Genomic DNA, 8,481 nt, shown 5'->3' with positions numbered 1-8,481 from the left:
AACCCATCCAAACCGTCGAAAACACCACCTACCTCGCCGCCGACCCCGCCCTATCCCCCGACACCCGCGTCATCACCAGCGACCTCCGCGTGTACGCCGACAGCATGAAGGTGAGGGTTCAGCAGTAACGGTTGGACGTTGAGACGTTTGGACGTTGATTCGTTGGGCGCCTTGTATGTCCGCTCCGGGGCTCCTCAGGTACACAAACACTTCTGCAGTGAAATGGCTACCGTACACCGATTCGAAGAGCTCGACGTCTGGAAGACAGCCCGTGCCCTCACGAGGACCGTCTACCGGTTGACGACGTCCGACGCGTTTTCAAAGGACTTCGGCCTGAGAGATCAGATTCAGAAAGCCGCGGTCTCTGTGATGAGCAACATCGCAGAAGGGTTTGATAGTCGCACCCAGTCTACCTTCATCCAGTTTCTGGGATATGCTCGTCGCTCTGCGGCCGAGGTCAAGTCCCAGCTCTACGTCGCCCTTGATCTCGATTACGTTTCGCAGGACGAATTCGATACTGCTTTCGATCAGGTCGACAAGTGCTCCAGGCAGCTCTTCCGCTTCATACAGTACCTGAGGTCCCGCCCCAACGAACCCCGAGTTCGTGAGGACGGTGTCCTGTATAAAATCGATGATGCTCACGTGGCAGGTGAACCATCATGAATCAATGGTTCAAGCTCACTTACGATTCTTCCTGTACGAACCGCGACGTGCTCAACGACCCAACGCATCAACGACCCAACGCATCAACGCTATGCGTCTGAACGAGATACCCTCTAACGAGTCTGCCAGTCCCCATGAACCGAGCCATTGAATGGTTTGCGCGTAACGGCGTGGCCGCCAACCTGTTGATGCTCTTCCTCCTCATCGGGGGTGGGGTTGCTGCTGTCACGACCGTGCAGGAGACGTTTCCCGAGTTCAGTCTGGATGCCATCCAGGTTCGGGTGACGTACCCCGGAGGCTCGCCGCAGGAGGTGGAGGAGTCGATCGTTCGGCGCATCGAAGACCGGATCGAGAGCGTCGAGGGCATCGACCGGGTCCTCGGGACCGCGTCGGAAAACGCCGGCGTCGTTACCGCCGAGTTGAAGCTGGGCACCGACGTCACCCGCGCGCGCAACGACATCAAGCAGGAGGTCGACCGCATCACCTCCTTTCCCCCCGAGGCGGAGGAGCCGATCGTCACCGAACTCGAGAACCGGCAACAGGCGCTCCAGATCGCCCTGTACGGGGACGGAGACGCACGCGTCCTGAAGGAAATGGCCGAGCAGCTCAAGGATGACTTGATCCAGTACCCCGAGATCTCCTTCATCCAGGTGATCGGCGTCCGCGACTACGAGATCTCGATCGAGGTCCCGCGCGAAACGCTCCGGGAGTACGGCCTCACGCTCGGGCAGGTCTCCGCCCTCGTCCGGCAGGGAAGCCTGGACCTTCCCGGCGGAAGCATCGAGACCGACGAGGAGGAGATCACGATCCGCACGAAAGGGCAGAACTATACGAAGCAGGATTTCGAAGACCTCATCATCGTCAGCCAGTCCGACGGATCGACGGTTCGGCTCGGCGACATCGCATCGGTAGAGGACGGGTTCGACCAGAACTCGGACCTCATCACCCGCTTCAACTCGGAGAACACCGCCATCCTTAACATCTTCCGGACGGGCGACGAACAGGTGCTCGCAATCGAGGACCTGATCAAGAAGCACCTCGAGGAGGAGGTCCGGCCCGCACTCCCCGCCAGCTTCGGCGTCGCCATCTGGCAGAACCAGGCGGAAAACCTGCGTAGCCGCCTCAACCTGTTGATCAAGAACGGCCTGCTCGGCCTATTCCTGGTCATCGTCGCTCTCTCCCTCTTCCTCGCCCCGCGCCTGGCGTTCTGGACGTCCGTGGGGATCTTCCTGTGCTTCATCGGCACGTTCATGGTCATGCAGTACCTCGGCGTGTCGGTCAATTTGTTATCCCTATTCGGCTTCATCTTATCGATCGGGATCGTCGTGGACGATGCGATCGTCGTCGGGGAAAACGTGTTTGCCGAGCAGGAAAGCGGGCAGAACCCGCTTCAGGCCGCCATCCGTGGCACCCAGCGCGTCGGCGTACCGGTCATCTTCGCCGTGCTCACGACCGTAGCCGCCTTCACGCCGCTGCTCTTCGTGGCCGGCACGATTGGCAAGTTCCTCGGCGACATCCCCACGATCGTCATTATCGTTCTTCTCCTCTCGCTCGTGGAGGTGCTGCTGATCCTCCCGAACCACCTGTCGCACGTCAACAAGAACAAGAAGCCGTCCAACCCGGTGACGCGCTCCATGGACCGGGCCCGGCTCTGGGTAGCCGCGCGGCTTCGGCTCTTCATCCGGGGTCCGCTGACGAAAGGGCTTACCTTCGCCACGCGCCGGTACGGCCTGACGCTGTGCATCGCCATCGCCACGCTGATCGTATCGTTTAGCTTCGTCGCGAACGGCTACATCAAGTTCAACTTCTTCCCGCAGGTACAGGGCAAGCTCGTCACCGCCCAGCTCGAAATGCCGGCGGGCGTGACCGCGGAGGAAACCGCCCGGGTCACCCGTGAACTCGAGACATCCGGGCGAAAGGCCCTCCGCGAACTCGAGGAAGAAGCCGGTCAGCGCCTCGGGGACAACGTCTACGTGACCGTCGGCCAGCAGCCCCGCGCCACCAGCGGACCGAACCAGGGCGGCTTTACGGCAACCCGGGCGAACATCGCGGAGGTCAGCTTCGAGCTGATCGATCCGGAAGCCCGGGACGTAACGTCGACGCAGTTCGAGGACCGCTGGCGCGAGACGACCGGGACGTTGCCCGGCGTTCGCTCCCTCGCGTTCACCGCCAACGTGGTTCAGGTCGGCGAGCCGGTGTCCGTGCAGCTCTCCGCGCCCACCCCGGAGCAGCTCGACCGTGCCGTCGCCGCGGTCCGCGACTCACTCACCCGCTACGAAGGCGTCTTCGACATTCAGACGGACCAGGAGCAGGGCAAGCAAGAAATCGAGCTTCGCCTGAAGCCCGCCGCACGGAGCCTCGGACTTACCCTCAGCGACCTTGCCCAACAGGTCCGCGCCGGCTACTTCGGGATCGAGTCATACCGCCTCCAGCGCGGCCGGGATGAGGTGCGCGTCTACGTCCGGCTGCCCGAGGAGGAACGCGACGCCATAAGCGACCTCGACGCGTTGCGGATTCGCGCCCCTAACGGTGCGGAAGTACCGCTCGAGGAAGTGGCGACGGCCTCCATCGGCGTCGGTCCGTCTCAGATCAACCGGCAGGACGGCCGGCGACTCGTCACGGTCACCGCCGACGTCAACACGTCCGTAACCACCGGCCAGGAGGTGACGAGCAGCCTCACCGCGAGCGTACTCCCCAACCTGCAGGAGGTCTACCCGGGCATGACGTACCAGTTCGGCGGGCAGCAGCGCGAACAGCGTAAGGCCCAGAGCTCTCTGGCCATCGGCTTCCTGCTGGCCATCTTCTTCATCTATGCGCTCCTTGCCATCCCCTTCCGCTCCTACGTGCAGCCGCTCGTCATCATGAGCACGATCCCGTTCGCGTGGATCGGCGCCATCATGGGGCATCTCTTTCTTGGAATCTCGCTGGGTCTCCTCAGCATCTTCGGCATTGTCGGACTCTCCGGTGTCATCGTGAACGACGCCCTCGTGATGCTCGACTTTGCCAATGAGGAGCGCGCCAAGGGACACGACTGGGAGGAGGCGCTCATCCGGGCCGGCCAGGCACGCTTTCGGCCCATCCTCCTCACGTCCATTACCACCTTCCTCGGCGTCTTCCCCATCATCATCGAGCAGAGCGTTCAGGCGCAGTTCCTGGTCCCCATGGCGGTCAGCCTCGGCCTCGGCATCCTGTTCGGCACGTTCGTGCTCATGTTCATCGTCCCCGCACTGGCGATGCTCCAGGAAACGATTGCCGTCGGGGTGAACAACGTGCTGGGTCGCGAGCGGTCGCTGGACTCCTTCGGCCCGTACGCTGCGCAGAGCCGCACGTCGCCAGAGGCCTCCACGGCCTGAGGCAGGCCAAGGGGGGCAATAGGTATTGAGAAAGCGGGGACACGTACATCGCCCCGGTGGACCATACCGCCGTGTCGGCGCAGCCGCATCCGCGGGGCGCGTCGGTCGCATAGATGCCACCGGCCGGCCTGCCCCCAGCCCGCCACGGCGCGGTCTGCGCACGAAATGACCGGTCGCAGGCCTCACACGCCCCCACGGCATTCACCCGTGACCCATACCGCGTCTGCATCCGGTGCGCGAAGCGCCATCCGGGGAGAGGCCCGAGGTTTGGTGTGTGCGGGACGCGTAAGCGAGTGAAGCGGACGAAGCCGTTCCTACGTTTGCATGTTTGTAGGGTCTGGGAACGCGAGGAGCCAAGCGACGGATACGGAGAATGCCCAATCCGATATCCCCGATGCCTGGCCCAAAGTCCCCAATCCGATATCTCCAACGCCCCCATTCAGAATTATCAATTCAACCGTCGTCATTCAACATTCGAAATCCGCCATTCACCATTCCCCCTTCATCATTCCCCCTTCATCATTCCCCATTCACCATTCCCCATTCCCATTCCCCCTTCAACCTCTTCAAGAATCTCTTCGAGCTCGAGCATGGCGGAGGTGCCGTGGATCAGGTCGGCCAACTCCACCAGATCGCCGTACCGATAGTGCACGGTAATCGGCCGCGCTCCCGTGTGCGCCTGCATCTCCCACACATCATCTGCATTGGCGTCTGTCTCCACCACCCGTCGCAGGACCGACTGAATCGCCGGCAGGTCGTCGGCCCGGAGAATGAACGGCACTCCGCGGAACGTAATCTCGATACGACCGCAGCAGGCACAGCGAAGCGAGGATCCGTGAGGCGTCGAAAACAGCGAGGCGTCAGACATTCGAGAAAGAGGTCAGGATGGGAGCGGCAAGCATCTGATGACGACATCAGTTTATACTTGGTCTAAATAAGATGCAAACAGACGAGGCTCCACCGGCCGACGGCGTCAACGCACAGACATAAGGTTTACATAATGCTTTGATAACATTAGAAATTACATACAGGTTGGGTCACATGATTTTTCCGTTCCTTTCCCGGGGACTTCAACGAAATACGCCGATCCGACGTGAGCGTTACGTTACTGTTGGCTAACTATTACAGAGGAGTAAACAACATCTCACGACACACCCCCCCGACCTATGAACCTTCGCTACCGATTACTGGCCTGTCTGGCCATCGCCTGTCTGTGGATGGCTCCGTCCGTCCATGCACAGGGCGTGACCTCCGCCTCTTTGAACGGCGTCGTCGTTGACGAAACCGGCGAATCCCTTCCCGGCGCAAACGTCGTTGCCGTCCACGAACCTTCGGGCACGCAGTACGGCGTGTCGACCCGCTCGGACGGCCGGTTCACCTTCCCTTCCGTCCGCGTAGGCGGTCCCTACACGGTGACCGTCACGTTCGTGGGATACGAAAGCGTTCGGAAAACCGGCCTTCAACTTCGCCTCGGACAGGAGCGCTCACTCGAGTTCATCCTTTCGCCCAAGACCGAAGAGCTGGATGAGGTCGTGGTTTCCGGCGAGTCGGACCCGAATGCCGACCGGACGGGCGCAGCGACCGCCGTGAACCAGGAGCAGATCGACGCATTGCCGACGATCAGCCGCTCCACGCAGGACTTCACCCGCCTCACGCCACAGTCCGACGGGCTCAGCTTCGGCGGACGCAACACGCAGTACAACAACTTCTCGGTCGACGGCTCGATCTTTAACAACCCGTACGGCCTCGATTCGCCCGTACCCGGCGGCCAGACCAACGCGCAGCCGGTCAGCCTCGACGCCGTCGAGCAGGTGCAGGTCTCGATCGCCCCGTTCGACGTGCGCGAGGGTGGCTTCACCGGCGCCGGCGTCAACACCGTCACGAAGAGCGGTACCAACGAGTTTAAAGGTACGGCCTACTACTTCACCCGGAACGAGAACTTTATCGGCGACCAGGTCGGCGACGCTGAACTGTTCGAAGCCGATCTGTCCTTCGGGCAGTACGGCGCCAGCCTCGGCGGGCCGATCATCGAAGACAAGCTGTTTTTCTTCGCCAACGTGGAGGTCGTCCGCCGAGACGATCCCGGCTCGACGTTCCGCGCTGACGGACCCGGCGTGTCCGGCGCAAACGTGTCGCGCGTCGATGCCGACACGATGGATGCCATCCGTGACCGCCTGATCGACGTCTACAACTACGATCCCGGCACCTACGGCGAAGGCTACACGCTCGGGACCGAGAACGAAAAGATCCTCGCAAAGCTCGATTACAACATCAGCCCGGGCAACACGGCCAGCGTTCGGTTTAACTACCTGAACGCATCGCGCGACCTGAACGCCAATCCGGTCGCGATCTTCCAGCGCGGTCCGAGCCCGACGGCGCTCCCGTTTTCCAACGCCGGCTACACGATCAACAATAAGATCTACTCGATCGTCGGCGAGACCAATCTCACGATCGGAAACGGGTTTGCCAATAAGACGATCATCGGCTACACGGCCTTTCGGGACAGCCGCGATCCCTTCAGCCCGCGTCCCTTCCCGACGATTGAGATCCTGAAAGGAGGAACGAGCTACACGACGGCCGGCTTCGAGCCCTTTTCCATTAACAACCTGCTCGATCAGGACGTCATCCAGTTCACGAACAACCTGAGCATCTTTGCCGGGTCGCACACCATCACGGCCGGCGTGAACTACGAGCAGTTCATTTTCAACAACTCGTTCAACCTCTTCAAGTACGGGTTTTTCGTCAACACGCCGCCGTCGGGAACGCTCTTCCTCTCGCCGCAGCAGTTCCTCGATTACACCGATCCGGCGCTACAAAACACCAGACCATGCCGGGATGACAACGGCGAGCTCATCGACTACGGCAACGACCCGACGTGCTTCCTCGACCTGGATGGTTTTGTGGACCGTGCGTCGCCCAGCTTTGCCTTCGACGAAACCAACGTCGCGCAGACGGCGCTGTACGTTCAGGACGAGTACCGTCCGTCGAACAACCTGAAGGTCACGGCCGGCCTCCGCGTCGACGTGCCGCTCTACTTCATGGACATCCCGACGAACGGGGCGATCGCTGAGCTCTCGTTCCGCGACGGGCAGCAGGTCGATACCGGCGATCTTCCGGATGTGGCACCGCTGCTCTCTCCGCGCCTCGGCGTCAACTGGGACGTCTTCGGGGACCGCAGCACCCAGGTTCGCGGCGGCACGGGCATCTTCACCGGACGCCTTCCCTTCGTCTGGATCGGCAACCAGGTCACGAACCAGGGCATTGACGCCCCGGGCTGCACGGATCCCGGCTGCCTCGGCATCGTCAACGGGCTGGACGAGGACTTCACCTGGCCGCAGGTCTGGAAAACGAACCTGGCCGTGGATCAGCGCCTCCCGGGCGACGTGATCGCCACGGCTGAGTTTCTCTACAGCAACGATATCAACGCGGTCATCGCAAAGAACGTGAACCTGCCGGAATCGTCCGGTACGTCTGGCATCGACGGACGCCCGCTCTACGGCGCGGCGACCGGCGCCCCGACGGCGATCAACCCGCGCGTTACCGGTGCGTACGTGCTCGACAATACCGACGAGGGGTACGAGTACACGATCACCGGCGAGCTCAAGAAGTCGTTCGGATTCGGGCTCGATGCGAAAGCATCCTACACGTTCACCGAAGCGAAAAACCAGCTGACTTCGACGGAGATCGCGCAGGTGCTCTTCCAGGGCAACCCGATCGCCGGCGATCCGAACGATCCGGGCCTCGGCTTCTCGGAGTTCGGCTTGAAGCACCGGTTCATCGCTGCGGCCAACTACCGCTTCGACTATGACTTCGGCGGCAAGGGCGTGGCAACCACGATCGGTCTCTTTGCGGAAGCTGCAAAGGGCGATCGCTTTAGCTACGTCTTCGGCGGCGACTTCAACGGCGATGGCATCGGCAACAACGACCTGCTATACATCCCCAACGACCCCGCTGCGGAGTTGACGTTTACCGGCACGCCGGCAGAGCAGGCAGCACAGGCGGCCGCGTTCGATGCGTACATCGAACAGGACGACTACCTGAGCGATAACCGCGGCTCGATCGCGGAACGCAACGGCGCGCTGAGCCCGTGGTACTTCACGATGGATCTTCGGATCGCGCAGGAGTTTCGCGTGAACGTGGGCGAGACGCCGAACCGCCTCCGCGTATCGCTCGACATCCTCAACGTCCCGAATATGCTGAACTCGGACTGGGGCGTCCGCGAAACGGTCCAGACCAATGCTCCTGTGGCCGTTGCACTCGATAGCCAGGGCCGACCGATTTACGATAACGGAGATGCGGTCCTTGAGTACACGGGAACGAACGAGACCTTCCAGCCGAACCCGTTCCTCGAGTCGCGCTGGCGCATGCAGTTGGGCGTCCGCTACATCTTTAACTAGCGGTCCCGAAAAACCATTCGTCGGCCTACGAGGCTGATGAAAACAATCAACGGCCCGGCGCTGATGAC

Annotated in this window: 4 protein-coding genes; 3 read left to right on the top strand and 1 reads right to left on the bottom strand. The window is 61.7% G+C overall.

Going from position 1 to position 8,481, the window contains the following annotated elements:
• Nucleotides 1-222: 222 nt before the first annotated feature.
• Nucleotides 223-663 carry a four helix bundle protein gene (locus tag ACFCU0_RS06965; protein WP_434972947.1) on the top strand — a complete coding sequence of 147 codons (441 nt, stop codon included), beginning with the start codon at nucleotides 223-225 and terminating at the stop codon, nucleotides 661-663.
• A gap of 134 nt (nucleotides 664-797) precedes the next feature.
• On the top strand, nucleotides 798-4,016 hold the full coding sequence (locus ACFCU0_RS06960; protein WP_434972946.1) for an efflux RND transporter permease subunit: 3,219 nt from the start codon (nucleotides 798-800) through the stop codon (nucleotides 4,014-4,016).
• Between the two features lie 505 nt (nucleotides 4,017-4,521).
• Here ACFCU0_RS06960 and ACFCU0_RS06955 read toward each other — a convergent pair.
• Entirely contained in the window at nucleotides 4,522-4,884 is a 363-nt protein-coding gene (locus tag ACFCU0_RS06955) for a hypothetical protein (RefSeq protein WP_434972945.1), read from the bottom strand.
• 298 nt (nucleotides 4,885-5,182) lie between these two features.
• Between ACFCU0_RS06955 and ACFCU0_RS06950 the strand changes: the two genes are divergently transcribed.
• Entirely contained in the window at nucleotides 5,183-8,413 is a 3,231-nt protein-coding gene (locus ACFCU0_RS06950; RefSeq protein ID WP_434972944.1) for a TonB-dependent receptor, read from the top strand.
• The last annotated feature ends 68 nt before the right edge of the window (nucleotides 8,414-8,481 follow it).

It is taken from the genome of Longibacter sp. (assembly GCF_051155795.1).
In the GTDB taxonomy this organism is placed as follows: Bacteria; Bacteroidota; Rhodothermia; order Rhodothermales; family Salinibacteraceae; genus Longibacter.
The sequence above is the reverse complement of the archived record's forward strand: the minus strand, read 5'-3'. Positions and strand labels throughout refer to the sequence as shown.

What these genes read in the sequence shown, in the direction of transcription:
- ACFCU0_RS06965 (WP_434972947.1), top strand. Translation starts at nt 223, where the DNA reads ATGGCTACCGTACACCGATTCGAAGAGCTCGACGTCTGGAAGACAGCC.
- ACFCU0_RS06960 (WP_434972946.1), top strand. Translation starts at nt 798, where the DNA reads ATGAACCGAGCCATTGAATGGTTTGCGCGTAACGGCGTGGCCGCCAAC.
- ACFCU0_RS06955 (WP_434972945.1), bottom strand. Translation starts at nt 4,884, where the DNA reads ATGTCTGACGCCTCGCTGTTTTCGACGCCTCACGGATCCTCGCTTCGC.
- ACFCU0_RS06950 (WP_434972944.1), top strand. Translation starts at nt 5,183, where the DNA reads ATGAACCTTCGCTACCGATTACTGGCCTGTCTGGCCATCGCCTGTCTG.